This window comes from Syntrophobacter fumaroxidans MPOB (genome assembly GCF_000014965.1).
GTDB classification, from domain to species: Bacteria; Desulfobacterota; Syntrophobacteria; order Syntrophobacterales; family Syntrophobacteraceae; genus Syntrophobacter; species Syntrophobacter fumaroxidans.
In genome coordinates this window covers 4,791,339-4,817,090 of the sequence record NC_008554.1, presented here as the reverse complement: position 1 = coordinate 4,817,090, position 25,752 = coordinate 4,791,339, and the positions used below count along the sequence as shown (strand labels likewise).

Annotated in this window: 23 protein-coding genes; 11 read left to right on the top strand and 12 right to left on the bottom strand. The window is 60.2% G+C overall.

The window, feature by feature from the left end; translation table 11 throughout:
• Window positions 1–196: 196 nt before the first annotated feature.
• From SFUM_RS24040 to SFUM_RS20380, 7 genes are all read left to right on the top strand, one after another.
• Window positions 197–1,681: a 4Fe-4S dicluster domain-containing protein gene (locus tag SFUM_RS24040; RefSeq protein WP_083764164.1), complete on the top strand. Its 1,485-nt coding sequence runs from the start codon at window positions 197–199 to the stop codon at window positions 1,679–1,681.
• Window positions 1,682–1,707: 26 nt separating this feature from the next.
• Window positions 1,708–4,758, top strand: coding sequence for an FAD-dependent oxidoreductase (locus SFUM_RS20405; protein ID WP_150109587.1), 3,051 nt, complete (start codon window positions 1,708–1,710; stop codon window positions 4,756–4,758).
• Window positions 4,759–4,770: 12 nt separating this feature from the next.
• Window positions 4,771–5,202 (top strand): hydrogenase iron-sulfur subunit, encoded by a 432-nt coding sequence (locus SFUM_RS23860; RefSeq protein ID WP_150109586.1) that lies wholly within the window; start codon window positions 4,771–4,773, stop codon window positions 5,200–5,202.
• Window positions 5,203–5,214: 12 nt separating this feature from the next.
• Window positions 5,215–6,144, top strand: coding sequence for an NADH-quinone oxidoreductase subunit B family protein (locus tag SFUM_RS20395; RefSeq protein ID WP_011700739.1), 930 nt, complete (start codon window positions 5,215–5,217; stop codon window positions 6,142–6,144).
• 12 nt (window positions 6,145–6,156) lie between these two features.
• Window positions 6,157–7,605: a Ni/Fe hydrogenase subunit alpha gene (locus SFUM_RS20390; RefSeq protein WP_083764161.1), complete on the top strand. Its 1,449-nt coding sequence runs from the start codon at window positions 6,157–6,159 to the stop codon at window positions 7,603–7,605.
• A gap of 228 nt (window positions 7,606–7,833) precedes the next feature.
• Window positions 7,834–8,088, top strand: a complete 255-nt coding sequence (locus tag SFUM_RS20385; RefSeq protein WP_011700737.1) for a hypothetical protein — start codon at window positions 7,834–7,836, stop codon at window positions 8,086–8,088.
• 37 nt (window positions 8,089–8,125) lie between these two features.
• Entirely contained in the window at window positions 8,126–8,818 is a 693-nt protein-coding gene (locus tag SFUM_RS20380; RefSeq protein ID WP_011700736.1) for a CBS domain-containing protein, read from the top strand.
• Between the two features lie 412 nt (window positions 8,819–9,230).
• On the opposite strand, the gene SFUM_RS20375 is transcribed toward SFUM_RS20380, so the two are convergent.
• From SFUM_RS20375 to saoT, 11 genes are all read right to left on the bottom strand, one after another.
• Window positions 9,231–9,896, bottom strand: a complete 666-nt coding sequence (locus SFUM_RS20375) for an amino acid ABC transporter permease (protein ID WP_011700735.1) — start codon at window positions 9,894–9,896, stop codon at window positions 9,231–9,233.
• Window positions 9,897–9,912: 16 nt separating this feature from the next.
• Window positions 9,913–10,689 carry an ABC transporter substrate-binding protein gene (locus SFUM_RS20370; RefSeq protein ID WP_011700734.1) on the bottom strand — a complete coding sequence of 259 codons (777 nt, stop codon included), beginning with the start codon at window positions 10,687–10,689 and terminating at the stop codon, window positions 9,913–9,915.
• A gap of 20 nt (window positions 10,690–10,709) precedes the next feature.
• Complete coding sequence (locus SFUM_RS20365) at window positions 10,710–11,237, bottom strand: CD3072 family TudS-related putative desulfidase (protein WP_011700733.1); 528 nt, start codon at window positions 11,235–11,237, stop codon at window positions 10,710–10,712.
• Between the two features lie 218 nt (window positions 11,238–11,455).
• Entirely contained in the window at window positions 11,456–12,112 is a 657-nt protein-coding gene (gene saoL, locus SFUM_RS20360) for a MerB-like organometallic lyase SaoL (RefSeq protein WP_238493467.1), read from the bottom strand.
• A gap of 119 nt (window positions 12,113–12,231) precedes the next feature.
• The gene (gene saoA / locus SFUM_RS20355; RefSeq protein WP_011700731.1) at window positions 12,232–13,020 is read right to left on the bottom strand and encodes an ABC transporter ATP-binding protein SaoA; all 789 of its coding nucleotides are present in this window, start codon (window positions 13,018–13,020) and stop codon (window positions 12,232–12,234) included.
• Window positions 13,021–13,056: 36 nt separating this feature from the next.
• Window positions 13,057–13,881: an ABC transporter permease subunit SaoP gene (saoP, locus tag SFUM_RS20345; protein ID WP_239591053.1), complete on the bottom strand. Its 825-nt coding sequence runs from the start codon at window positions 13,879–13,881 to the stop codon at window positions 13,057–13,059.
• Complete coding sequence (gene saoB, locus SFUM_RS20340) at window positions 13,830–14,642, bottom strand: ABC transporter substrate-binding (seleno)protein SaoB (RefSeq protein ID WP_011700728.1); 813 nt, start codon at window positions 14,640–14,642, stop codon at window positions 13,830–13,832. Before saoB ends, saoP begins: the two co-directional genes overlap by 52 nt.
• A complete protein-coding gene (gene saoX / locus SFUM_RS20335; RefSeq protein WP_041441130.1) occupies window positions 14,642–15,802 on the bottom strand; it encodes an ABC transporter substrate-binding subunit SaoX in 1,161 nt (386 codons plus the stop codon). Before saoX ends, saoB begins: the two co-directional genes overlap by 1 nt.
• A 100-nt stretch (window positions 15,803–15,902) precedes the next feature.
• Entirely contained in the window at window positions 15,903–16,379 is a 477-nt protein-coding gene (gene saoC, locus SFUM_RS20330; RefSeq protein WP_049766440.1) for a Cys-Cys-COOH (seleno)protein SaoC, read from the bottom strand.
• On the bottom strand, window positions 16,376–17,467 hold the full coding sequence (saoE, locus tag SFUM_RS20325; RefSeq protein WP_011700725.1) for an efflux transporter SaoE: 1,092 nt from the start codon (window positions 17,465–17,467) through the stop codon (window positions 16,376–16,378). The genes saoC and saoE overlap by 4 nt, the downstream gene beginning before the upstream one ends.
• A complete protein-coding gene (gene saoT / locus SFUM_RS20320; RefSeq protein ID WP_011700724.1) occupies window positions 17,464–17,727 on the bottom strand; it encodes a thioredoxin-like (seleno)protein SaoT in 264 nt (87 codons plus the stop codon). The genes saoE and saoT overlap by 4 nt, the downstream gene beginning before the upstream one ends.
• 956 nt (window positions 17,728–18,683) lie before the next feature.
• On the opposite strand from saoT, the gene SFUM_RS20315 reads away from it, so the two are divergent.
• Complete coding sequence (locus SFUM_RS20315) at window positions 18,684–20,642, top strand: monovalent cation:proton antiporter family protein (RefSeq protein WP_011700722.1); 1,959 nt, start codon at window positions 18,684–18,686, stop codon at window positions 20,640–20,642.
• A 14-nt stretch (window positions 20,643–20,656) separates the two neighbouring features.
• The gene (locus tag SFUM_RS20310) at window positions 20,657–21,160 is read left to right on the top strand and encodes a DUF3124 domain-containing protein (protein WP_167321384.1); all 504 of its coding nucleotides are present in this window, start codon (window positions 20,657–20,659) and stop codon (window positions 21,158–21,160) included.
• A 217-nt stretch (window positions 21,161–21,377) separates the two neighbouring features.
• Here SFUM_RS20310 and SFUM_RS20305 read toward each other — a convergent pair whose 3' ends face one another.
• A complete protein-coding gene (locus tag SFUM_RS20305; protein WP_011700720.1) occupies window positions 21,378–21,785 on the bottom strand; it encodes an HIRAN domain-containing protein in 408 nt (135 codons plus the stop codon).
• Window positions 21,786–22,227: 442 nt separating this feature from the next.
• Between SFUM_RS20305 and SFUM_RS20295 the strand changes: the two genes are divergently transcribed.
• Together SFUM_RS20295 and SFUM_RS20290 are read left to right on the top strand one after the other, a co-directional pair.
• Window positions 22,228–23,733 carry a sigma-54 interaction domain-containing protein gene (locus SFUM_RS20295; protein WP_011700718.1) on the top strand — a complete coding sequence of 502 codons (1,506 nt, stop codon included), beginning with the start codon at window positions 22,228–22,230 and terminating at the stop codon, window positions 23,731–23,733.
• 399 nt (window positions 23,734–24,132) lie between these two features.
• Entirely contained in the window at window positions 24,133–25,713 is a 1,581-nt protein-coding gene (locus SFUM_RS20290) for an acyl CoA:acetate/3-ketoacid CoA transferase (RefSeq protein ID WP_011698027.1), read from the top strand.
• The last annotated feature ends 39 nt before the right edge of the window (window positions 25,714–25,752 follow it).

Genomic DNA, 25,752 nt, shown 5'->3' with positions numbered 1-25,752 from the left:
GCTTTCTCCGGGTGAAGCCCATGGTGTTTGCCCGTCGCCGGTTTCGAAACGTGAACATGCTCAAGGCAATCCGCGCCCGGTCGGCACAGATCGTTCACATTCCCCAAACAATCCGGGGGGAAGCGTCGCGACCCCCGATTGCCGCCACCCGCCGCATCTGGCTACGGCTCCCTTGTGCTGCCGAGGGAGGGGTTTCATGATCGAGATTCGTGTGGGAGAATTTGCCGAAAAGCTCGGCGTGCATCGCAACACGGTGCGCAATTGGATCAAGAACGGCACCTTGCGCGCCACGAGCACGGTTGCCAAGAAGTATTTCATCCAGCTTGAAGACCTGCGCCGCTTCTGCCGCTTTCAGTCCATACCGGAAAGCGTTTTCACCCAGTTGGCACAATGGGATGTCGAGTCTTTACCAGTCAAGGAGGAAACCATGAATATAAACACAACGAGTGCCCCCGAATTGAGAACGATCGGGATACGCGACAATCTTCTACGGGCCGATCCCCAATGGGCCGACGTGTGCCTGACCTGCGGCAGCTGCGCCAGTGCCTGTCCCATCTCCGGCGTGGACGGTCTTGACCCGCGCAAAATCGTCCGCATGGTGGTGCTGGGACGCACCAAGGAAGTGGTTGATTCCAACTGGACCTGGAAGTGCACCTTGTGCGGCAAGTGCGAAGAAGCCTGTCCCATGAATGTGGAACTGGTCAAACTCTTTCGCCGGATCCGCGGACTGCGGGAACGCGAGAAGGTACCCGGCCCTCTGCACAAGGGGGTGCTGATGGCGCTGCGCCGCGGCAACAACCTGGGCATACCCAAATCCGAATTCGTCGACCTGCTCGTGGAAGTCGGTGAAGAGCTGGCTGAAGAATGCTGCCCCGGTTTCGCCACTCCCGTCGACGTGCAGGGCGCCAACCTTCTGGTCACCGTCAACTCCAAGGAACCTTTCGGTGAACCGGACGACATGAAGTTCTGGTGGAAGATTTTCCATGCCGCCGGGGAATCCTGGACCATTCCTTCGGAGAATTGGGAAGGGGTCAACTGGGGACTGTTCACCGGTGACGACGAGGCCATGCGGATCATGGTCGGCCGCCTGGTGGACAACATGTACCGTCTGGAGGCGAAAAAACTTGTCCTGCCCGAATGAGGCCACGCCTATTATGCCACCCGGTTCGGGTTGGAGAAATGGTACGCGGAAGACCTCAAGAAATTTGAGATCGTCACCATTTTCGACGTCCTCATGGAGTACCTCAAGTCGGGACGCATCAAGGTCGATCCTGCCCTGCATTCCGAGCTCACCACCTATCACGATCCATGCAACTACGGAAGGAAGTCGCTGAAGGCATTCGGGATCGGCTATTTCGAAGAGCCGCGATGGATCGTGCGGCAGTGCTGCCCGAACTTCACCGAAATGTATCCCAACTTTGAAGGCAACTACTGCTGCGGCGGCGGCGGCGGCGCCTGGGCCCTGCCCTTCCGCGAGGAACGCGTCTTCTATGGTCGTATCAAGCAGCGCCAGATCAGAAACACCAAGGCCAAACTGGTCGTCACATCCTGCCACAACTGCCGGGACCAGATCATGAAGAGCCTGCGCAAGGAATACGACCTTGACGTCGAAGTCAAATACATCTGGGAACTGGTGGCCGACGCCTTGATCCTGGAACCCGAAAAATCTGAAGAGGAGTAACCCTTTTTGCTTCAGGGAGACGCATCATGACCAATCCCATCAATGGATCCGTTCTTGTCGTGGGAGGAGGCATCGCGGGCATGCAAACGGCCCTGGACGCCGCCAACTCCGGCTTTTATGTCCACCTGGTCGAACGCCGGCCCGCCATCGGCGGGGCCATGGCCAAACTGGACAAAACCTTCCCCACCAATGACTGTGCCATGTGAATCATCGCACCGAAACTGGTCGAGGTCGGCCGGCATCTGAACATCGAATTGCACACCCTTTCCGAGGTGATGAGCATCACCGGCGAACCCGGTGACTTCCGCGTGGAACTGCTCCGGCATCCTCGGTTTGTGGACATGGAAAAATGCATTGCCTGCGGGCTCTGCGCCGAAAAGTGCCCGCGTAAGGTGGAAGATCAGTACAACGAAGGTCTCAACAAACGCAAAGCCGCCTACCTGCTCTATCCCCAGGCGGTGCCGCAGAAATACGCCATCGACAAGGATCACTGCATCTATTTCGAAAAAGCCGGAAAATGCCGGGCCTGTGAAAAATTCTGCCCCGCGGGCGCCATCCGGTTCGACGACCGGGAGGAAACCGTAACCCTGCAGGTGGGGTCGGTTGTGCTCGCCCCGGGCTCAGCCACCTTCGACCCCAGCAACATCCGCACCTGGGGCTACGGCATGTACCCCAACGTCATCACGGCCATGGAACTGGAGCGGCTGCTCTCGGCTTCCGGTCCCACCGAAGGTCACCTCGTGCGCCCTTCGGACCACAAAGAGGTACGCCGCATGGCGTTTCTCCAATGCATCGGTTCCCGCGATCTCAACAAGGCCTCCCACGGCTACTGCTCATCGGTCTGCTGCACCTATGCCATCAAGGAAGCCATGATCGCCAAAGACCACGTCAAGGATCTGGACGTGTCCATTTTCTTCATGGACATGCGCACCCACGGCAAGGAGTTCGAGCGCTTCTACGAAAGGGCGAAACAGCAGGGCATCCGTTTCCATCGCTGCCGCGTCCACTCCCTTGAACCCGTCACCGATTCCAACAACGTGTACTTCCGCTACATCGACGATCGAGGCCGGCAAATCGAAGATGAATTCGACATGGTGGTGCTCTCGGTAGGCCTGTGCACCTCGGCCCCCGCCGTCGAGCTGGCTCGGCGCGCCGGGATCGATCTCAACGGCAACCACTTCGTCGACGGTTCTTCCTTCAACCCAGTGGCCACGTCCAGGCCGGGGGTCTTTGCGTGCGGCACCTTCACCGGCCCCAAGGACATCCCCCAAACCGTCATGGAAGCGTCCGCGGCCGCGGCCGAGGCCACTCGCGAACTGGCACCGGCCCGCAACCTCCTGACCCGGGCCAAGACATTTCCCGATGAGCGGAATGTGACCGGTGAGGAGCCGCGCATCGGAGTCTTCATCTGCCATTGCGGCACCAACATCGCCGGGGTGGTGGACGTGGAAAGAGTGGCCGAGTTTGCCTCCACCCTTCCTCACGTGACGCACGTGGAGCGGAATCTATTCAGTTGTTCTCAGGATACCCAGGAGATCATGCGGGAGCGCATCCTGGAAAAAGGGCTCAACCGGATTGTCGTGGCCGCCTGCACTCCGCGCACCCACGAACCTTTGTTCCGCGAAACCCTCAAGGCGGCGGGCTTGAATGAATACCTGTTCGAGATGGCCAATATCCGCAACCAGGATTCCTGGGTGCATGCCCATGACCCCGGCCGCGCCACGGCCAAAGCCATGGACCTGGTGCGTATGGCCGTGGCGAAGGCCGGGCTGCTCACCCCGCTTCCCGACCTGGCCTTCGATGTCAATCGCTCCGCCCTGGTCGTCGGGGGCGGCCTGGCCGGCATGGCGGCAGCCATGGAACTGGCCGATCACGGCTTCCCGGTGCACCTGGTGGAAAAATCGAACGTCCTCGGAGGACAGGCGCGACATCTCTATCACACCTGGAAAGGAGAGCCCCTCGAAGCCGCCATCCAGGAAATGGATGCCAAGGTGAGGAGCCATCCGCTCATCACACTGCATCTCCAGTCCACTGTGACCGGGGCTGAGGGCTTCGTGGGCAATTTTCGCTCCACGGTCGCCAATGGCCGCACCGACACGGTGGTCGAACACGGAGTGTGCGTCCTGGCCACCGGAGGGGAAGCCTACCAGCCCGTCGAATACGGCTACGGCACCCACGACCGGGTGTTTACCGCCATCGAATTCGACAAGCTCTACATGATGGGTGATCGACGGTTCGCCGACGCCAGGACGTTCCTGTTCATCCAGTGCGTGGGTTCTCGCGAAAAGGATCGCATGTACTGCTCCCGGGTGTGCTGCACGCATTCCGTGCAGGCGGCCATCCAGCTCAAGGAAGAACAGCCCGGGCGGGAGGTGTTCATCCTGTACCGCGACCTGAGGACCTACGGGGAACGGGAGGAGCTTTACCGGAAGGCCAGAGCAATGGGGGTCGTGTTCATCAACTATGAACTGCACGAAAAGCCGAAGGTCAAGGCCACGGAACACCGTCAACTGGAAGTGACCGTCTGGGACCATGTGCTCCACGAGCCCCAGCGTATCGCGGCGGACATCGTGGTCCTCGCCACCGCCATCGTTCCGAATCCGGCCAACAACGAACTGGCGAAGCTCTACAAGCTCTCCACCGACGCCGACGGGTTCCTTATGGAGGCGCACGCCAAGCTCAGGCCGGTGGACTTTGCGGCCGACGGCATCTTCATGGCCGGCCTGGCCCACTACCCGAAGCCGATCGATGAGGCCATCGCGCAAGCCAAGGCGGCTGCCAGCCGGGCCGTAACGGTCCTGGCCAACGACCGGATCCGGCTCGAATCCACCAAAGCGCAACCCACGGCGGGCTGCGACGGGTGCGCCCTGTGCCTGGACGTCTGCCCCTACCATGCCATCTCCCTGGCCCAGGAAACGGGGTCCGACGGCCGTCGCTCGGCCCACATCGAGGTGAACGCCGCAAAATGCAAAGGGTGCGGCCTCTGCCAGGCGACCTGCCCCAAGGACGGGGTGGAGGTGGCCGGCTTTTCATTGGAACAAATCGGCGCCCAGGTCAGGGCGATGCTAACGGCTTGAAAGGAGAAACACATGGATCACGAACCCAAGATCATCGGTTTCACCTGCAACTGGTGTACGTATGCGGCCGCCGATCTTGCCGGGGTATCGCGCATGCAGTATCCGCCCAACATTCGGTTGGTGCGCGTCATGTGCTCCGGCATGGTCCATCCCAGGCTGGTCGTGGAGGCGCTGACGCTGGGAGCGGACGGCGTCATGGTCATGGGGTGACACCTGGGCGAATGTCATTACCTGGATGGTAATCACAAAGCTCAAGCGCGTGCCCGGGTCATCACCGAGATGGTGGAAGCCATCGGGTTGGAGCCCGAACGATTTCAACTCGTCTGGTGTTCTTCCGCGGAAGCGGATCGTTTCGTCGATGCGGTTACTCAAATGACCAACAAGCTCGTTGAGCTCGGACCTTCTCCATACGGTCGCCGGGCTCAGCAGGCTGCGGCTTCCTGAGGAGGGCGATTCATGGCGGTGAAAGTTGTGCAAGAATGGCTCAATTCCTGTTCGGGCTGCGAAATATCCATAGTGGACATGGGCGAGCGGCTCCTGGACGTCCTGGCGCTCGTGGAGTTCGTACACAGCCCGGTACTCATGGATCACAAGTACTTCGGCCAGTTGGGCGACGGCAAACACCTGGAGATTCCCGAGGCCGCCGTAGGGATTGTCAGCGGCGGCGTGCGCAACGAGGAACACCTGGAGATCATCCGGCTGATGCGGCAGAAATGCCAGATCATCGTGGCCCTCGGCACCTGCGCCACACACGGTGGAATCCCGGCTCTGTCCAATTCATACAGCAACCAGGAGACCCTCGAGCGCTATTACGGCACCGAATCCACGGACCGGCCGGAGGAGTTCCCCAACCAGGGCGTTCCGACCCTGCTCGATGCCTGCTCCGCTCTCGATGAACAGGTCAAGGTCGACGTCTACCTTCCCGGGTGCCCGCCGCACCCGGACCACGTTTTTGCCGCGCTGGTCGCACTGGTGGAAGGCAAACCGCTCGATCTTCCCGGCAGGAGCGTGTGCGATCACTGTCCCACGGTGCGGGAAGGCAAAGGGCAGGTCAAACAACTCAGGCGATTCCTGCAGCCGCCCTACCAGCAGAGCCCGGACGAGCCTCTGGACAAAATGCGCTGTATTCTCGAACAAGGAATGCTGTGCATGGGACCGGTGACAAGGGCCGGGTGCGGGGGAGACGGCATCACCCCTCGCTGCCTTACGGCCAGGGTTCCCTGCCGCGGATGCTACGGCCCGGTAAAGCAGGACGGCAATCAGCGGCTCGATATGCTGAATGCCCTTGCATCCAACGGCATCGACGTGGGTTCTTTGCCGGAAACCGTTTCCATGTTGAGATTCGCCGGGGCCCATCGGATGCTCCGGCCCGCGCGCAAAGCGTAGGAGGCACAGACCATGGGACAATTGATCAATATTCAACCCGTTACCCGCATCGAAGGGCACGCGTCCATCGCCATTCAGCTGGATGACCGGGGTGAAGTCCAGGACAGCAGGGTTCACTTCATGTCGCTGCGGGGCTTCGAGAAGTTTGTGGAAGGAAAACCCGCGGAGGAGCTCCCGCGCATCGTCAACCGGATCTGCGGGATTTGCCCGTGGCAGCATCACCTGGCTTCCAACAAGGCCGTCGACCGTTGCTTCGGGGTGACGCCGCCCCCCGCCGGCCGAAAGCTCAGGGAGCTCATGCAGGCCATCTCTCACTCCGAAGACAAGATTCTGCATTTCTACTTCCTGGCCGCACCCGACTTCGTCATGGGACCGGACAGCGACTACGGGGTGCGCAACGTCATCGGGGTGGCGAAGGCACATCCGGAACTGGCCGGGCGCGTGGTGCGGATGCGATATGCAACCAAGATGATCCTCGAGAAATTCGCCGGAAAGGCCATTCATCCCCACGCGGGGGTGGTGGGCGGGTTTTCCCGGGTACTCCTGGAGGAAGACCGCCGGGAATTTCTCGGCAAGATGAAAGAAATGCTGGAGTTCGCGCTTTTCACCATCGACTTCGCCAAAACCCAGGTGTTCCCGAAATACCTCGATGCGGTGGCCTCCCTCGGGGTGATCAACACCGGCTTCATCGGCACGGTGGACGACCACGGCGCCCTGAACCTGTACGACGGCAAAATCCGGCTCATGAAACCCGACGGAAGCTTTGTCGATTTCGACCCGCAGGATTACCTCGACTATCTCGGAGAACACGTGGAACCCCATTCCTACGGCAAGTTCCCCTATGCACGCTGCTGGAACGAGGGATTTTCCCTGGATCCGCTGCAGCCAAGAGGAATCTATCGCGCCAACACCCTCGCCCGGATCAACGTGGCCGACAAAATGGCGACTCCGCGCGCTCAGGCCGAGCTGGAGGAGTTCCGTGAAAAGTTCGGCCGGCCGGCTCAGTTCACCTTGCTCCACCACTGGGCGCGCCTGATCGAAGAGGTGTATGCCTGCGAGCACGCCATAGAGCTGCTCGAGGATCCGGAGATCACCGATCCCAACGTGCGCGCCAAAGTCGAACCCAAAGCGGGACGGGGGGTGGGCTGCCTGGAAGCTCCCCGCGGCACGCTCATTCACGACTACACCACCGACTCCGCGGGGATGGTGACCAAAGCCAACATGATCGTCGGCACGACCCACAACCTTGGACCCATCAGCCTGAGCGTCAACCAGGCGGCGCGCACTCTGATTCAGAGAGGGGTGGTCGACGAAACCATCCTGAACAAGATCGAAATGGCGGTGCGCGCCTACGACCCCTGAATTTCCTGTGCCACCCATCGCCTGGATGGCGAGAATGGCGTTACCATTACGATCAGGAAGGCGGACGGCGAGGTTATCCGGAAATGGCCCACACCCTGAGTCATTGAACGGAGGCATGCCACACCGAAGAGTACGAAGGTTACGAGAAGGCTTCTCACCGCGGCTTCCTATTCTTCGCGCCCTTCACGGAAAAGCCGGACCTCGGGTTGCGGCCCCCGTGGCCGCGCCGCATTTCCGCGGTTGGACGATCAGTTGCTATCGTGTTTTCCAGCGTGCCCTGAAACGACTGAAGACGATGACAGGGACACCATAGACAGGGAGGCTGATATGAGCGCCAAGGAACCCAGGGAAAAACGGACCAAAGTCACGGTGGAATCGGCGGACACGGCCTGCGGGGCGGTGCCTCACATGACCGTCGATCAGTTGGCGGCAAGACTGAATGTGAAAAGCAAGGAACTCTACTGCCCTGCCTGCGGCAGAATTCACCTCACCGAGGAAGATGTGAAGAAGGCGGAAGCGAAAAAATACTCCGAGACGGAGCGTTACAGGGAAATCAGCGAAGAAACGAAGGGGAAAGCGTGAGTCGCCGCCCGTCGTCAATTTCTTATAAGGAGCAATAATGCTTGTAAAAGACTGGATAAGCGCAACGCCGATCACCGTCGATGCCGATGCCTCGGTCGGGCAGGCCATCGACTTGCTCAACAATAATCACCTGAGCATGCTGCCGGTCATGCAGGACGGAAAGTTGGTGGGGGCCGTCACCGACCTGAACCTCAAGCCTCTGGCCCTGAGCGGCGGTCTCTCTCTCGGCGGGCTCGACTTGAGCCTGGTTCTGAGACGGATCAGGGTCTCCGATGTAATGTCCCGGGCTCCCGTCACCGTACCGTTGGACTACAGCGTGGAGGAGACCGCCGAAGTCATGCTGTACAACGACGTTCCCGGCGTGGTTGTGATCGATCACAGCAACCAGGTTTTGGGGGTGTTCACCCAGGCCGATACCAATCGCGTGTTGGTGGCGGTGACGGGGCACCGCCGGGGCGGAATCGTCCTCGGCTTCGTACTGGAAGATCGACCAGGCTCCATCAAGGAGTTGACGGACATCCTAAGGGCCCACGGAGGGCGCCTTGCCAGTATCCTCAGTTCCTATGAACGCACGCCCAAGGGTCAGCGGCGGGTCCACATCCGGGTCCGCGGCCTTGATCGAGCGGAGCTTCCGGTGATCCGGGAAGAACTGGGGAAAAAGGCCAGGCTCCTCTACGTGATCGACTTGCGGGAGAACCGCAGAGAGCTTTTTGAGGACGTCAATCTCTGATAAAATTCTAGGTTGAAGATGATTGCATTGGGCGGGAGGGCATAAAGCCCTCCCCTCGCTACGTCAGACCGGCACGTCGGTCCGTAGCAAGGGCGGGGTTTATCCCCCCCGCGTCAACCTCCCACCGGGCAGGTGTTGTGTCATCTTGAACGCACCTCGGTATGAGCTCCCGCGGGGCGGCCTTTCAGCATCGGGTTCTCGGTGCCTCTTCATACCCGCATCGCGCGCTTCAACATAGGACGTCTGCAACCGGGGAAAGAAACCGTCCGAGGCACTCCCGCCGGACCCAGTCCGCACGGTACGCCCTTTCGTCGCGAACCGGGGACGGGTCCAATCCCCCCTTGGCCGCAACCCTCCCGTTTCGCTCACCCCTTCCTGTTGCGGTACTGTAGGCCCAACCCCGCCCCGTGAGTCACGGAATTCGCCCGCTCACCCTGTATTTCCGCTCCAATCGTTTTGAGAGCCGGGCAACAAACCAAGTCATCAGGAAATACAGGACCCCAATGGCCAGGTAGACTTCGAGAGCGCGAAAAGTGCGCGTATAGATGAGCTGGCTGACCCGGGTCAATTCCGTTATGGCAAGAACGGAAACCAGCGACGACTCCTTCAGCAGCGCCGAAAAGGAGCTCACGAGGGGAGGCAGGGCCACCGAGACGGCCTGGGGCAGAATCACGTAGGTCATGCTCTGAAGCCACGAGAATCCGAAAGAGAACGCCGCATCCTGCTGGCCTTTGTCCACGGAAAGCAAAGCCCCTCTGATGATTTCCGAGATATACGCGCCTCCGTTCAGTCCAAGCCCCAGAACGCCCGCGCTGAAACTGTCCAGGGTGAGGCCCATGGTGGGCAGACCGTAATAAATAAAAAAGAGCTGTATCAGGAGCGGCGTTCCCCTGAACAGCTCGACATAAGGTGAAAAAACCGCCCTCATCCGGGGCGATTTCGACCTCAAGATTCCGACCGCGACCCCTATGACCAGCGCAAGCGCAAACGAAAGCAGCGAGACGTATACGGTCACCCGGAGCCCTTCCAGTATCAAGGGCGCGGCATCGTGCAAAATGCCGAATCGGAATTCTTCCATACTTGCGATCCGGCTCTCAATCGACCTTCAGCCATTGATCGAGGATCTTTTGATAGGTCCCTTCAGTCCTGACGGCGCTCAGAGACTGATTGATCCTGGCCGTCAGGGCGTCGGCGCCCCTGGCCGCGACGATCACGATGTCCGCTTCAGCCAACGGCTTCCCCACAACCTTGTACGACGGGTCCGTCTTGATCTGGTTCACCGCATAGGCATAGCCGACGATCACGGCATCGATGCGCTTGTGCTTGAGATCCGTAAAGGCTTCGGGATTGTAGTTGTAACGCTTGATTTCCTTGAAGAGCTCCCTGTTTTTGTCCGCCAGTTGCTCGCTCCCCGATCCAAGCTGCACGCCGACGATTTTCCCTTTGAGCCCATCCCTGTCCCTTATGACCGACTCGTCCTGCCGCACAACGATCACGTCCGGCAGCGTATAATAGACGTCGCTCATGTTGACGTTTTCGTTCCTGGCCTCGGATTTCGACATGCAAGTGATCAGAACGTCGTAGTCGCCCTTTTTCAGCCCCGCGAGGAGGCCCTGCCACTCGGCGTCCACGAATTTTACCTTCACTCCCATTTGCCGGGCGACGGCTTTTCCCAGGTCGACGTCGAATCCCTCGAATTCGGCCGTCTTCTCATTCTTGGATTCAAAAGGAGGGTACTGGGCACAAAATCCGACAATCAGCTCACCCCTCTGTTGAACCTTGCTCCAGGAGTCATCCGCGGCAGCAACGGCGGGCAGCGTCAGCAGAAACAAGCACGTCCACAATCCAACCATCCTCTTCCCGATCCCCATGTTCTTCCTCCCGATTTTGACTAAACGCCACTTGAGGGGATTGCCTCGTCGACGGCAAGAAACCTTGCCCTGATTCCCCTCTTCTCCAAAGCAGCCCTAAAAACCTCCATGAAGACACCGGGGCCGTCGCTCATCCTCAATGCATCGACCTGTTGCGCCACCCCACCCGGGGCCCCGATTTCTCCTCCCGTATATCCCAGGCATGTCCGGTTCACGCCGCAGTTCGGGCTGCCGTCCATTCCCATGATTCCGAGAATCTCGAATCCGGCCTGTGCGAAGGCCTCCATTTGATTGAGCGTGGACTCCAGGAGCCACTCGCAGTGCAACCGAAAATTGGGGTGATCGTATTGCTCCCGGCTCATCCCCCACCGGTTGATGCCAAGGTAGGAAAGCTCGGGGCACGGAAGCTGCAAAAGCCCGACTCCGGCCTCGATGTGGCCTTTTAGAACATCTTCATAAACTCCCGCCGTCCCGGCCAGTGGATACACTTTCGCATTGGCATTGAGAAGGCAGTGGCACACGACAAGAATCCTTCCGCTCCGTTTCACCGATATTCCTTTCCCCCCGCAATGCCCGAAACCCCGCAAACCCCCTTGCCCGAATGTTCCGACGGATCCGCCGAGGGCCCCTCCGGGCCGTCGCCGGAATTTCCCCGCTGTTTTCACGGTGCACCGAAATGAGCCGTACTCAAGCCAGGTAGAGGATTCCCCATATCGGGGCACGAAAACAGATTCACCCGGGAGACTACTTCCCAGGTAAAATTGTATTACTCCTCCATCGTGAAGAGCATTCCCGCAACGATCATCGCTTCCCGGACGTCCAGGCAGAAGACGTCCTCCTCATTGACGCCGCGGTTTGACGTCCATTGGTCGTAGTGTTTCTTCATACAGAAGAAATTCATGATGTTTCAGCAACTTGCCGCCCAGTTCGCGACCTTGTTGAGATCGACGTGGAGAACATGCGCCGACTCGGGACAGAGCCTTGCGATCCGCCGCGTCTCGATATCGACGTGAATCGTCTCACCGCACTCGATACAGCTCGATTCAACCCGGATATCCTGCTTGAAAGTGAAGGCGGCTCCGAGGGCATCGACGGCACACATGGCGCAAAATGACCGACCGTCGCTCAAGCGGACCCTGTGCTGCGTGGGCAGGGCGGAAACCGGGTAAATGAAATTGACGTTTCCATCGGGACCCACGACGATTGCCCGCTTCTCCGCGAGGCTTCGAACCGACGATCTCGAACCGGGGGGCTCCGCGCCCGCGCCGTTGTCGATGTTGTAGGGAATTCCCCGGTCGATGGTATATTCCATCAACCACAACCGGCAGGCGTTCTCATCGGGCGTGAGTCTCGATGCAATGCTCTCGATCATCAACCGCTCGGGCGGGTAGTGCTTGAACCGCATGGTCTCGACTCCCTTCATGCCATCCCCTCCTCCGGCCGCATCGACGTCAGTCTTGAGGCGGCTCCCGGGCCTTCCGACATTCATCGCGGCCTTTCCCCCGGAACGCGCGGAAGGGTCCCTCCGGATTCCGGCCTCGCTCAGAGGGCGGCCAGTTTCCCCCCGGGCATGTCTTCTCCCTCCTGGTGAGACGCCCTCAACAGGTCCGTGAGATGGTCCCGGTATTCGTGGTACAGTTGCCCCCGGCGCCTGCGCGGCCGTTCGAGCCTGATTTTCATGTCCTCGACGATTCTCCCCCCGTGAGCCGACATGACGATCACCCGATCGCTCAGATAGATCGCCTCCTCAACGTCGTGGGTCACCATGAGAACGGTCGTTCGATCCTCGAGCCATATGGACTCGAGTTCCTCCTGAAGCTCCCGACGCATCAGGTAGTCCACGGCACCAAGAGGCTCATCCATCAGGAGGACTCGAGGATTGCACGCAAGTGCCCGTATGACCGCCGTCCGTTGCTTCATGCCGCCGGAGATCTGGTTCGGGAACAGCTTTTCGCACCCCTGCAAATGTGCCAGGTCGAGCAGCTTCCTGAGGCGCGCCTCCTGCTCGTCCCGAGGCAATTTCTGCTGCCGCAGGGGGTAAAGGACGTTTTGCCCGACCGTCATCCAGGGGAAAAGGGCATAATCCTGGAAAACGAACGCACGGTCCGGCCCCGGCTTTGTGACGGGCAATCCGTCGAGCTCCACCTTGCCCTCCGACGCCGGCTGAAAGCCGGCGATGATGCTGAGCAAAGTCGTCTTGCCGCAGCCCGAGGGGCCGAACAGGGTCACGAATTGCCCCTCCCGAACGGTAAAGCTGACGTCCGCGAGGACCGTTCTCTCGCCCCCGTCCGCCATGAAAACCTTGCTCACTTTCTTCACGTCCAGGCGCATGCGCTCAGCACCTCTCCGCCCCCCTCCTCAAACCAGCTACGCGCACTTCCAGCGCGTCAGCATCCCGTTGACAAATGAAAGAAGCCGGTCGATGCCATACCCGACCAGGGCCGCCATGAACATCAGCGCTATCAGCAGGGGGGTCTCCATCCTCGTCTGCGCTTCCACCATGGAGTAGCCGAACCCGGCACTCGTCGCGATGAACTCCGCTCAAATGACGGACATCCACCCGGCGCTCACCGCGAGACGCATCCCGGTCAGGATGTCCGGCATGGCGGCAGGCACCATCACGTCCTTGAAGATGCTCCACGGCCCTGCCCCCATCGTTCGGGCGGCGTTGTAATAGTCGGCGGAAATGGATTGCACCCCCGCTACGGTATTCAGAAGAATGGGGAACACCCCGACCATGGCGATGAGAAACACGGTCGGGCCGTCCCCGAGCCCGAACCAGACGATGGTGAGCGGGACCCAGGCCATGATGGGAACCTGCCGCACTGTGCCGAGCACGGGATCGATGAGTTGCATGGCCGTTTTCGAGTACCCCATGAGGAACCCCAGAGACATCCCCGCGCACAGGGCGATGCCGAAACCGATCGTCACGCGCTGCAGGGTGAGCAGAAGATTCTTGAGCGTGTCCGGGTCATGAACGGCGAAGAAGAAGGCTTTGGCGGTCTTCCAGGGGGGCGGCAGCAACAGGTCGCTCTTGTAGGCGGTCGCAGCCAGTTGCCAGATCAGCACAACCGTCGCGAATGTTATAATGTTGCAGAGAATCTGCTTGCGTCGGGCATGACGTCGCGCGTCTTCCTTTTTCATGCCCCGGCTTTCGGCGGAAAGACGAATCTCACGTTCAATCTCTTCCACTCTTCCACCTCCCGGTCCGTCCACCGAACCGCCTTGTATCCCTCGAGGGCCCGTGCAAGGTTTTCCGCGTCGCCGAGCTCCCTCACCACCCGTTCATATCGTTCCATGAATTGCCGGTGGACCGGGCTCGCCGTGAAATCTTTTCTTGCCACGAGCACATAAGTGACAACGTCGGCTCCGCTTCGCCGGACGGAAATCCTTTCTCCCGAAAGAGCAAATGCCTTCAGGACATCCACGACCACAGCATCGACGACGCCCCGTTCAAAGGCGAAGGGAAGACTCGCCGGGAGCATCGGAACCACGGAGCACCCGCTGGTAAACCATTCCGTGACGAGTCTTTCCTGGTAAAAGCGCCTGTGCGCGATCCCGATTCTTTTCGGCACGGCCCCGGGGCGAATCACGAGGACGTCCGAGTTGAGGACTGCGGGCCCCGCGATCTCGAACATCGAACTCTTTTCCACGAGTCGCCGGGCCGCATCGGGGCACATGAGCGCCACGTCGAGCCTGTTCGTTCCAAAAGCCCATTCCGATGTGCCGGCACAGCAGTCCTTCATAACGTACGGATCGTAATCCGATGCGATCTTCCCTGCCTCGAAGCCGCTTCCGCCCACGATGCAGTGAATGACGAGCCCTGCCGAGTCATCGGGCGCTCCGATCCGAATTCCCGACGGCGTCCGCTCTTCGCTTTCCATGGAAAACAGCCCCACGACGGCCGCCATGACGAACGAAAGAAGAGCGAAAGCAAAAACGCCGCCCTTCATCAAAGCGCGGCCTGGAACGCTTTTCCCTCGACCGCATACGCTTTCTTCTTCCAGTCCGGATAGCTCATGCCCAGGGGAAAAACGGGATCCACCTTTTCCCTGATGAACCGCTCAAAATCCTCCGTTCCCGCCTCCCGCAGATACCTCGTGTCGGTATAATCATTTGTGGCGGCCGCCTGATCGAGGGTCTTCGTTCCCAGATTCCAGGCGACTGCTTCCCGAACATTCTCTTCGTGGATATCCCAGCGCATCGTGCGGTCCTCGGCGACCGTTTTCCTGAAGATGGTCATCAGCGCCACCTCAAGAGGAACGGAATAGTTCCTCGCAAAGATCTCGGCGGTCCTGAGCGGGTGAGTGTAGATGAACTGAATCGCTTTCGAATGTGCAAGAATCATCTTCCTGGCCAGTTCCGGATGCGCTTCCGCGAAATTCCTGTTGACCGAGAGCACGCAGCACGCGCCCCATTTGCCCGAAGGCATCCTGGTGATGGTGAACTCCGGTACGATGCGTCCGCTCCGGTCGTGTTCGGCCATGGACCCCCAAGGATCGCAGGTCGTGTACCCGTCCAGTTTGCCGGTCTTCATGGCAAGGAATTCGTCCTTGTCCGACATGTTGAAAGTCTCATAGTTCTTCCCATCGGGCGGAAGACCGATCTTGCCCGTAAACGTCACCCACTCGGGACTGTTCTTTTCCGGCTCGGTTCCAAGGGCCAGCTTTTTCCCGAGCAGCACCCTGCGATCCTTCTGGTACTGCTCGTAGATGTCGTTGCGAAGGACCAGATAGTAGGACCCGCCCAGGTGGTTCATGGCTCCGATAAAGATCGGGCAGCCCTTCAGGTAGGCGCGAACCGTCCGTTCGAAGCCGATGTAACCCAGGTCCATCTGCCCTGCGGCCATGGCCTCCGGAACCTTGGCGTTGCCGATTACCTCCACCTTGAGGCCCAGTTCGTCGAAAATGCCGGCATCCTTGGCCACCGGGGCCGCCGTCATGTGGTCGCAGTTGTAATAGCCCAGCTTCACCACATAGTCTTTGTCCGCGGCCGGCAAAACCGACTCCCCGGCAGCCTGCGCCGATCCGTTGGAGATTGGAAACCCCATTGTAAAACCGGTAAACGCCATCAACAGAATCAGCACCGATAACCGTTCGTTCGCCTTCTTCATCGCCTCGCCCCCTCCCCAGGCTGGAACAAGCGATGCCGGATGACGGACAGGCAAACCCGTTGTTCCGGATTCGCGGGGTCCTCTATCCGGCATCCAATCCCTAGCAGCAGTCCTCCATGCCTTCGCCGAAGAGGTCCGTCAGCCAGCCCTCCTCGACCCTGAATACCGCAAAACCCATCTTGGCGCCCTTCGCCCCCTGCACGATGAATTCCATCGGGGGCTTCCCGTCGATGTCCCTGAACTGGATCACCTGGTCGGAATACGGTGCGGGGACCTCGTTCGTGTCGACAAAATTGCCGCCGCGATCCAGGACGACCCGCATCATGTTCTTCTCTCTGGCGACGCGGTAAATGACGATGCAATCCCGCCGCCCGTCGTTGTCAAGGTCGGCCTCCGCCCACTTGATGACTTCCCTTTGCGGGTTCCACCGTTTGAAGTGCTCCAGTAACACTCCGGACACAGGCGTTTGGGCTTTTTCGGCCCCTTTCTCTCCTTTCGGCCTTTCTCCACAGGCGGCCGCGACCAGGCACGCCAGGACGAAGCACATGCAGGTCCCGCAGCCTTTCCACCACTTCATCGGGAGCATTCCGCGCCGGTGAGGAGTTGCCGGATTCGAGGCAGACACGCATGGACAGCAAGAGCCAGAATGATCCCCGAACAGAGGTATTCCAGCGGTTTTGGAGCGGCCACGATGAGCCTCTTCGCCATGCCGACCGTTCCCGTGGCGTGATCGCTCCCGAAAAAGGGCACAAAGTCCCTCAACAGCAGCACGTTGGTCAGGTAGCCGATCAGCATGGAAGCGGCGACCATTGTCAGGGTGTAGATGGCCACCGCGCGTTTGCCGATCGTCCTGTAAATGCTGATGAGCTCGGGAAGATTGGTCGCTGCGCCCGTCATGAGGAAAGTGACGGCAATCCCCGGCGCGGCGCCGCTCGCCACCAATGCGGCCACAAAAGGGATGTGCCCGACGGCGCACACGTACATGACGGCCCCCAGGACCGCGATACCGAGAAGGGAGATCATGCCGGGGTTTCCGAGGTATTCCTGGATCGTGGTTCTGGGAATGACGGCGATGATCACGCCCGCCAGGAAGACTCCCATTACAATGTACCTGCTCACCATGACCCCAAGTTCCATGAAACCCCAATGAAGGCCGGAAATGAATTTGCGGCCCACCCCAATGCCGTCGCCGTGCTCCATCGCCGGCACGTTTACGAACTCCTCGATACCGGGCGCCCGCAGTTCGGGGCCGGCAAAACGGTTCCCCGCCATGCCCACGATCATCGGGACGACAAAGCCGCTTACGAGATAGATCGTGGCGATCTGAGGCCCCAAAAGTCCGTAGGCCAGGAGTACCGCCGCAGGATTGATGATGGGGGTGGCCGTCATGAAAGCCAGCGTGGGGCCGAGCCACGCGCCGGAATAGTAGAGGCCGAGTCCCAGCGGAATGACCCCGCAACTGCAAATGGGGAGCAACATTCCTGAAACCGTACCCCGCATGATGGAGGAAAGCCTCCCGTTTCCCAGCATTCTCTGGAGCTTCTCCGGTCGCAGAAAACTGTGCAGAGTGCCCGCAAGGGCAAAACTCAACACCAGCCAGACCGATGCGCCGTTGAGGATATCGAAAAACGCCGTGAAGACCCTGTTGAGGAGCCCGGCGATCAATCCCCGCTCCTCGCCAGTGCGTCCGTGACGGCTTTTTCAATGATCTCCCGCGAGAGGGTGTCCAGGCGTTTCTCACCGTTTATGATCATGGTCCCTCTCGTGACGGGCCCATATTTCTTCAGGTAATCGAAGTCCTTGCCGGCGATGTAGATCTTGACCTCGACCTTGTCTCCATGCCCCGATGCCACCGACCGGATGATCCGCCCATACTCTTCGCAGCAGGAGCATGTGTTGATGAATTCCACCTTTACTTTGGACACGCCCGCCCTCCTTTTCTCGGTGTATGCAGCGTTCGAAAGGCAGGAATTTCAAACACCGCCTTCGTTGTCTTTCGAGCCGGCGCCCGCGCATCACCGGTTGCCCCGAAGACCGTGGTCGGGCTGCCTGCCCCGACCGCAACCCCGCAGATCGTACAGCCGGCAACCACATCAGCGGGCCCAGGCTTCCAGTCCGCGAACAGGCTTCGCCTCACGGAATCCCCGACGCAACGCGCTTTGGGAATTCAAAAGCCGGGCTGTTCCGCGGCCCCAAGCCTCCGAACTTCCGCGGCAGGCGATCCGACAGTCGGCTGAAGCCGCCGGATGAAAGCGGCACCGGCTTCCGGTCGCACGCATCCGTACACCTCGAATCAGCCTCTATATGACTCCTATCGATTTGTCCAATCGGAATTGTCGATGGAAAGACATTCTTGTGCCCCCAAGGATCGATACGGCCGTCTCGGGGCCTGGGTGCCCGACGGCGCCTGCACCAGGTGGAATGCCAATGGGTAACTGGATCGGCCGGGATGGGCGGCCCATTTGAAGAAGCCTTGCCCGCGAGTCCCTTTTGCACCGGTCGCCGCGTGGTCGTATCAACAGGTCGCGAGCGTCGGGAACTCGCTCTCGAAGCTCATCCGTCGTTTTCCCCGAAAGGCCCGCGGCGGGGCAGAAGGTCTGTTGCGGGAAGGCAATGAGAAATCGCTGAAATTTTTGAGGTTATCATGTGCGGATGCATCTCCACCAGTCGCATCCCATCCCGGAAGGTCGCCTCTGCGGCGGGCTGCAAGGCACGCCGGGGCATGGCCAAAAGCATCCTTCCCCGCCCATCGACTCAAATTGCAGCATTGCGGGCTGCATTGCGGGCCTGACCCCTTCTCAAAAAAATGATATAGTGTCGCTTCACTTCCGTAGACGCCGGTGCGATGGACTTTTGCAGCTATCGAGGAGCACAGCGCGGCATGGGCATAGCCTCCGACATCGTCATCATCGTGGTCGCGGCCCTGATCGGGGGCATCGTGGCAAACAAGCTGAAGGTGCCCCTGATGCTGGGCTACATTGTCGCGGGAATCGCGGTCGGCCCTCATACCGGGGGAGTTACCGTATCCGAAATCCACGACATCGAATTGCTGGCGGAGATCGGCGTGGCGCTTCTGCTTTTTGCGCTCGGCCTGGAATTTTCGCTCACCAAGCTGAAACCCGTGCGCACCGTCGCGCTTGTCGGCACACCCATCCAAATGCTGCTCACCATCGGGTGCGGCTTCGTCATCGGTCAACAACTGCTCGGCTGGGACACGATCTCTTCGCTCTGGCTGGGCGGTCTGATCTCCCTGTCCAGCACCATGGTGATCCTGAAAACACTGATGAACCAAGGGTGGCTCGGTACCCTTTCAAGTCGCGTGATGATCGGCATGCTCATTGTCCAGGATCTGGCCGTCGTGCCCCTGATGATTCTCCTTCCTCAGCTGAACAATGCGGAAAGCGGCCTGCCGATTCTCGGACTTGCCGCAATGAAGGCGATCGTCTTCCTGGCTGCAATGGTCCTGCTTGGCACGAGGCTGCTTCCCCGGCTGCTGACGTACGTCGCTCAATGGAACTCGCGCGAACTGTTCCTCCTGACCATCACGGCGATGGGGCTCGGCATCGGCTACGCCACCTACCTGGTCGGTCTTTCGTTCGCCTTCGGCGCCTTCGCTGCCGGGATGGTCCTGAGCGAGTCGGATTACGGGCACCAGGCGCTGAGCGATATCATCCCCCTGAGGGACGTGTTCGCGCTCCTCTTCTTCACGTCTGTGGGGATGCTTCTGGACCCTCAGTTTCTTCTCGACCGCTGGGACACGGTCCTGACGCTCGTGCTCCTGGTTTCCGTGTGCAAGGGCGTCATTTTCGCCGGATTGGCGCGAATCTTCGGATACGGCAACGTCGTTCCCCTGGCCGTGGGACTCGGACTTTTCCAGATCGGCGAGTTTTCCTTCGTGCTGGCCCGGGTGGGGCTCGCCGACCGTGCCCTGTCAACGGAAATGTATTCCCTGGTGCTCAGCACGGCCATCATCAGCATGATGCTGACCCCGCTCGTTTCGAGCCTCACCGCTCCGCTGTATTCGCTTCGCAAACGATGGTTCAAACGCGAACCGCTCCAAACCATCAATCTGCCGGAGACCGGCCTGCACGATCATGTGGTGATCGCCGGAGCGGGAAGAATCGGCCGCCATGTCGCGGGGGTGCTGCATCATTTGAAACTGTCCTTCGTGCTCGTGGAACTGGATTATCGGCAGGTCCAGCAAGTCAGGGAAGCCGGGTTCCCGGTGGTCTACGGCGACGCCGGCCAGGAAGCGGTCCTGGAAGCCGCCGGCATCGAGGGGGCCCGCCTGCTCCTGATCACCATTCCCGCCATCGTGTCGGCGCAGGCCATCGTCGATCAAACCCGTCGCCTCAACCCTCGCCTGGGTATCGTGGCCCGCTCGGAAGGGCTGGAACAGATGAAGGCGCTTCATGAAAAAGGGGTCTACGAGGTGGTACAACCCGAATTCGAAGCCGGCCTGGAAATCACCCGGCAAGCCCTGATCAGCCTCAATGTTCCGGCCACGGACATCCTGCGCTACACCGACGCGGTTCGCCGTGAGCTCTACGCTCCCATTTGTCGAAACCAGGAATGCGAAACCGTGGCACTGCTTCGGGACGCCAGGCGCCTGCTCGAAATGAACTGGATGACCCTGGGTCCGGAAAGCCCTTTGAACGATCGAACCATCGGGGAATTGAACATCCGGACAAACACCGGCGTCTCCATCGTTGGGGTCATGCGCGGCGGGACCCTGCACCCCAACCCCGGCCCCGACTTCCGTTTCGCCCGGGGCGATATGATCGCCGTCCTCGGAGAACCCGAGCAGTTCAACGCCCTTCAGGAATTCCACACAGCATGAAAGGAGAACTCGTCATGCCATCAACCCTTGTGAAAACAAACAAGAGCACCGTATTCTCACTCTATGTGGTGCCCCTGATCGCACTGATCATTGCACTCGCACAACCCGCCTCGGCTGAAGTGAAACTGCTGCGCGGCCAGACCGTCTATGTCCCCGCCTACTCTCACATTTACCACGGGGACCGGGAGGTCCCGTTCTATCTCACGGTAACCCTCAGCGTCCGAAACACCGATCCCGAACATCCCATTTCCATCACCGCGGTCGAGTATCATGACAACGACGGGAAGTTGCTCACCAATTATCTGAAAGCAGCGGTCAAGCTGGCGCCCATGGGCTCGATCCACTATATCGTAAAAGAATCGGACAGGAGTGGAGGGGCCGGCGCCAACTTCATCGTTCGATGGCGTTCGGAATCGAAGGTCACGGAACCCCTCATCGAATCGGTGATGATCAGCACCGCGACCCAGCAGGGAATATCCTTCACATCCCGCGGGCAGGCCGTCAGGGATGAACCCTGAGGCAATCCCGTCCCGCCTGGCGGGTAAGGAGGTGCGGGTCGTGCTCGACATTGCACGAATCCTTCCTCCCTCCCGCCGGGTGCGCTGCAAGGATCGGAAGCCAACCTTCACCGCCCGTCCTCGAGGCGGCGGTGTGCCGGCCCCCCTCTTCCCCGCAACGGCCCTCCCGGCTCCCTTAACCAGAGTTTCCGCCGAGGCACGGAGTCGACCCTCCGTTTCAAATCAGCTGATATACCCTGACCCCCGGCCATTCCCGGAATCCTGCCCCGGAATCGAGAAAGCACAGCTCCGCCCGGAGGTCGATGTCCTGATCGGCCAGTGAAGCGACGATACTGTTGTCGGCCCGCGGCAGATAGCCCAGCTTGAGGCCGCTCCGGGTGTAGACCTCGACGGCCTTCTCATCGTAGGCGTTCTCAGGCTCCCGCCTGAGGATCACATCATCTCCGACTCGCAGCGAACGTGCCACCTCCGGCTTCACGCCCTCGTAGTACCGGAACCCCGCGATGTGAACGTCGATGAGGTGGACCCTCCGGTCTTCCGGCCTGTTCGGACCGTCGCGGTCCGTAATCAGCGGCAGCACCACACCCGTCCCAAGCGCGCACAGAAAACTCCGTCTTCCCATCATGTCGCGTTCTCCTTGAAAGAGGCTTGTGCGATCCCTTTTTCCACTCCCCGGGAAGCCGATGCCTCGGAATCGGACATCCCCCCGCCCCCCCTGTTCCGCCTGTTCCGCCTGTTCGACGCCCCGGGCCCCGAGGGAAAACACCAGGGGGCCGCGCGTTCGATCCCATCATAAGGCACGCTTGGGCCCTCAGGCCTTCCACCGGTATTTTTTTCCCCCTGCGCGCCGTGTGCCCCCCTCTCCGGTCTCATGCCGCCCTGGTGTTTCCACACCCTTCGCCCGAATTTCAGAACCTCCATGATTTCAGCATTCAACCGGTCAATACGGCACTTGATTTGCATCCGCATTATCCGCGCAACGGGTCGGTTCATCCCCAACCGGTGGTCGACGGGAGTCGTCGGTCACCGGAAAGGGGCAGGCGCTTTCTCATCGGGAGGACCCTACCATGCTTGTCAAGCGCGGCGCCGGCATTTCCGGCAGCCAAAAACCTGAAAGGCCCGAGAACAAGTGTTCCTCGTGCGAATTGGAGGATGTCCTCGAAGCCTCTCACGACGGCCTGTTCATCACGGACGGCGACGGCAATGTGTTGATGGTCAACAGCGCATGGGAGCGGATCTGCGGCATCCACCGGGGTTTTGTCATCGGCAAGACCGCCCAGGACATGGTGGGCGAAAAATTCTACACCGAATCCGCCGCCATGACGGCCATCAAGGCCGGAAAGAAAATCACGATCATGCTCGAGATGACCCGGGGAGAGAAAATCGGTCAGAAAATCATGGCCACCGGGATTCCCATCTGGGGAACGGACGGGAGAATCCGCCGCGTGGTCGTCAACGTTCGCGACATCACGGAAATCATCTACCTTAAGGATCTCCTGGAGAAAACCCGCCAATTGAACGAGATCTACGCCGCGGAGCTCGAGCAGATGCGCCTGCAACAGATCACCAGGGATTGCGACGTCGTCGCCAGGAGCCCGGAAACGAAGCGGGTCCTGGAAATGGCCGCACAGGTGGCCAAGGTGGATTCCACCGTGCTGATCACCGGGGAGTCCGGATGCGGCAAGGAGGTAGTCGCCAATGCGATTCACCGGCTCAGCGAGCGCAACGAAGGTCCGCTCATCAAGATCAACTGCGGCGCCATTCCCGAAAACCTGCTGGAATCGGAACTGTTCGGATACGAGGCGGGAGCATTCACTGGAGCCAAGAAACAGGGCAAGCCGGGCATGTTCGAACTGGCGGAAAAAGGGACCCTTTTCCTCGACGAAGTGGGCGACCTGTCCGTCAATCTCCAGGTGAAGCTGCTGCGGGTTTTGCAGGATCACGAGGTCGTCCGGGTGGGCGGTATCAAGTCCATTCCGGTCGACTCCCGCATCGTGGCGGCAACCAACCGCAACCTGCGCGAAATGGTCTCGTCCGGGGCCTTCCGCGAAGATCTCTACTACCGGTTGAACGTGGTTTCCATCGAGATCCCGCCCCTGCGCGAGCGCAGGGAAGACATCCCGCTGCTCGTCCAGTATTTTCTGGAAAGAATCAACAAACGCTACCAGTTCAACAAGCGCTTCTCCCCGGCGGTGGTGGACCGGTTTCTCTCCTATTCCTGGCCGGGAAACATCCGCGAGCTGGAAAACGTTATCGAACGCATGCTGGTGATGACCGAAGACGAGGAAATCCATTCCCGCCATCTGCCGGCCTGCATGCAGGGTCCCATGCCGCCCGACGCGGGCCGCCTGGTTCTGCCGCACGACGTTTCACTGCAGCGGGCCGTCGAGCAAATCGAGAGACAGCTGCTCGAAGAGGCGCTCAGAAAATACGGCAGCACACGTAAAGCCGCCGTGGCCCTGGATATCGACCAGTCCACCGTCGTGCGCAAGATGAAAAAATACCGGATCCCGTCTCCACTCGAGACGCAATCCTCTCCCGGCCTGTTCGACGACCCACGGCTGAAGGTTTGAGAGCGACAAGTCGCCCTCCTCTTCAATGAGTGCTCATCTCTGAATGTTTCATTCCCTCCCCTGCCGCCAGGGAACCCCGCCTCTTGAGATCGATGCAGTCCGGCATCAGCGAGTCGATCCTACATCGAATCTTCTAACTTTTTGATATCACATCATCAATTACAACAGAGCCGCTCTCCGTCGTCTTGATTCGATGTGAAGGCGCATCGCCCGGAGAACCGGTGCCGCTCCTATTGAAACGTGAAGGCTTCTCCTGTTTTTACTGAGAAACCATACCCTTAGTGCTATAGGCACCGAGGTTGGCACGCGCCTTGCCTTTGATGAATGTCGCCAGAGGACGCTGCCTGGCTTGGCGCCAACATGAGGGAACGGGGAACGAAAGGGAGAGGAGGTCGACAGATGGCGAAGTTCATGTCTGCCGAGGAGGCGGTCAAACTGATCAAGAGTGGGGATACGGTCGCCATATCGGGATTTGTGGGGATGGGTCATCCGGAGGAGCTATCGCTGGCGATGGAGAAGCGGTTTCTTGAGACCGGAGAGCCGAGGGACCTGATATTGACGCACGGTGCCAGCCAGAACGACGGCAAGTCCAACTGGGGGTTGAACCGGTGGGGCAAGGAGGGGCTGATCCGAAAGGTGATCTCGGGGCACTGGGGGCTTCAGCCGGACATCATCCGTCTGGCGGTGGAGGAGAAGATCGAGGCGTACAACATTCCGCAGGGGACGATCATGCACCTCTACCACGCCATCGCTTCGAAGAAGCCCGGGGTATTGACGCACGTGGGATTGAAGACGTTCGTGGATCCGCGGGAGCGTTGCGGGCGGTTGAATTCGATCAGCAAGGACACGTACGTGGAGCTGATGGAAATCGGGGGCAAAGAGTACCTGTTCTACAAGGCGTTTCCGGTGAACGTGGCCATCGTGCGTGGGACCAGCGCGGATGAGAACGGCAACGTCTCCATCGAGCACGAGGCGATCTCGCTGGAGTTTCTGGCCCTGGCGCTGGCGGCCAAGGGGAGCGGGGGGATCGTGATCGTGCAGGTGGAGCGGCTGGTGCAGGCGGGAACGATCCATCCGATGATGGTCAAGCTGCCCAAGGTGCTGGTGGACGTGGTGGTGGTGGCCAAGCCGGAGAACCACTGGCAGATTCCCATGGCCGAGCAGTACAACCCGAGTCTTTGCGGGGAGACGCGGGTGCCGCTGAGCGCCGTGACGCCTCTGCCCATGAGCGAGCGCAAGGTGGTGTGCCGGCGGTGCGCCATGGAGCTGGTGCCCGATGCGGTGGTGAACCTTGGGATCGGGATGCCGCCTGGAGTGGGGGTGGTGTCTGCCGAGGAGGGGATCAGCGGGAGCCTGACCATGACCGTTGAGCCCGGAGTCATCGGGGGCGTGCCGCTGGGTGGGTTGTATTTCGGCACGGCGGTGAACCCGGAGGCGATCATCGACCATCCCAACATGTTCGACTTCTACGACGGGGGCGGGCTGGACCTGGCCGTTCTGGGAATGGCGGAGATGGACCGGTTCGGCAACGTGAACGTGAGCAAGTTCGGGCCGCGCATCGCGGGATCGGGGGGATTCATCAACATCACGCAGAGCACTCCCCGGGTGGTGTTTTGCGGGACGCTCACGGCCAACGGGCTCAAGGTGGAGGTGGGCAACGGCAGGCTCAAGATCGTCACCGAAGGCAAGGTCAGGAAGCTGGTGGACAAGGTCGAGCACATCACGTTCAGCGGGGAGTACGGGCGCAGCAGCGGTCAGAAGATTCTCTACGTGACGGAGCGCGCGGTTTTCGCGCTGAGGCCCGAAGGGGTGACGCTCATCGAAATCGCGCCCGGAGTGGACCTGGACAAGGACATCCTGGCGCAGATGGAGTTCAAGCCCCTGATCGCCCCGGATCTCAAGCAGATGGACGCGCGCATATTCGATGAGAAGACGCCCATGGGCATCAAGGCGGAGATACTGGGCAAAAACGGCGGCTGATACCGAAGCGGAAGTTGGCGGGGTGGAAGTCGGAGCACA

What these genes read in the sequence shown, in the direction of transcription:
- SFUM_RS20305 (WP_011700720.1), bottom strand. Translation starts at nt 21,785, where the DNA reads ATGATGGGAAGACGGAGTTTTCTGTGCGCGCTTGGGACGGGTGTGGTG.
- SFUM_RS20380 (WP_011700736.1), top strand. Translation starts at nt 8,126, where the DNA reads ATGCTTGTAAAAGACTGGATAAGCGCAACGCCGATCACCGTCGATGCC.
- SFUM_RS20385 (WP_011700737.1), top strand. Translation starts at nt 7,834, where the DNA reads ATGAGCGCCAAGGAACCCAGGGAAAAACGGACCAAAGTCACGGTGGAA.
- saoC (WP_049766440.1), bottom strand. Translation starts at nt 16,379, where the DNA reads ATGAAGTGGTGGAAAGGCTGCGGGACCTGCATGTGCTTCGTCCTGGCG.
- saoX (WP_041441130.1), bottom strand. Translation starts at nt 15,802, where the DNA reads ATGAAGAAGGCGAACGAACGGTTATCGGTGCTGATTCTGTTGATGGCG.
- saoA (WP_011700731.1), bottom strand. Translation starts at nt 13,020, where the DNA reads ATGCGCCTGGACGTGAAGAAAGTGAGCAAGGTTTTCATGGCGGACGGG.
- SFUM_RS20395 (WP_011700739.1), top strand. Translation starts at nt 5,215, where the DNA reads ATGGCGGTGAAAGTTGTGCAAGAATGGCTCAATTCCTGTTCGGGCTGC.
- SFUM_RS20310 (WP_167321384.1), top strand. Translation starts at nt 20,657, where the DNA reads ATGCCATCAACCCTTGTGAAAACAAACAAGAGCACCGTATTCTCACTC.
- SFUM_RS20295 (WP_011700718.1), top strand. Translation starts at nt 22,228, where the DNA reads ATGCTTGTCAAGCGCGGCGCCGGCATTTCCGGCAGCCAAAAACCTGAA.
- SFUM_RS20370 (WP_011700734.1), bottom strand. Translation starts at nt 10,689, where the DNA reads ATGGGGATCGGGAAGAGGATGGTTGGATTGTGGACGTGCTTGTTTCTG.
- SFUM_RS20290 (WP_011698027.1), top strand. Translation starts at nt 24,133, where the DNA reads ATGGCGAAGTTCATGTCTGCCGAGGAGGCGGTCAAACTGATCAAGAGT.
- saoB (WP_011700728.1), bottom strand. Translation starts at nt 14,642, where the DNA reads ATGAAGGGCGGCGTTTTTGCTTTCGCTCTTCTTTCGTTCGTCATGGCG.
- SFUM_RS20375 (WP_011700735.1), bottom strand. Translation starts at nt 9,896, where the DNA reads ATGGAAGAATTCCGATTCGGCATTTTGCACGATGCCGCGCCCTTGATA.
- SFUM_RS20315 (WP_011700722.1), top strand. Translation starts at nt 18,684, where the DNA reads ATGGGCATAGCCTCCGACATCGTCATCATCGTGGTCGCGGCCCTGATC.